The sequence below is a fragment of the Neptuniibacter pectenicola genome (assembly GCF_001597735.1).
Taxonomy (GTDB): Bacteria; Pseudomonadota; Gammaproteobacteria; order Pseudomonadales; family Balneatricaceae; genus Neptuniibacter; species Neptuniibacter pectenicola.
Genome location: NZ_LUTS01000066.1, coordinates 1 through 561 on the forward strand (window position 1 = coordinate 1; position 561 = coordinate 561).

General features: G+C 45.5%; 1 protein-coding gene. It reads right to left on the reverse strand.

Features of this window, described 5'->3' with window-relative positions:
* Nucleotides 1–26: 26 nt before the first annotated feature.
* On the reverse strand, nt 27–561 hold a 535-nt coding region (locus A3773_RS19745; protein ID WP_197462831.1), incomplete at its 5' end, for a hypothetical protein.

The following is a 561-nucleotide window of genomic DNA, read 5'->3' on the forward strand; positions in this document are numbered from 1 at the left end:
CTCAACAGTTCTCACAACTACTCTCTCTACTCTTCTCTCCTTCCCTTCCTTTCCCCCCTTCCTTCTCCCCTTTCCTCCCCCCTTTTCCCTCTTTCTTTTCCCCCCCTTTCCTTTCCTCTTCTTTTCCTTCCCTTCCTCCCTTCCCCCTTCTCTCCTTTTTTCTCCCCCTCTCTTCCCTTCTTCTTCTCTTCCTCTTCTTTCTTTTCTTTTTTCTCCTCTTCTTCTTCTATTTTCTTTTTCTTTTTCTCTTTTTTCTTTCCTCTTTTTTCCCCTCCCTCTTTTTTTCCTCTTCTTTTCCTCTCTCCTCTCCCCTCCTCCTTTCCCTCTCCTCTTTTTTTCCCTCTCTTTCTCTTCCTTTTTCTCTTTTCTCCTCCTTCTTTCTTTCCTTCTCCCCCTTTCTCTTCTCCCCCTCTTTCTCTTCCCTCTCTCTTCTTTTCCCCTTTCTTCCTCTCCTCTTCTTCTTTTTCTTTTCTCTCCTTTTTTCTCTCTTCTCCCTTCCCCTTCTCCTTTCTTTCTTTCTCTCCTCTCCCCTCCCCCCCCTCCTCCTCTTTCCTTTTTCTC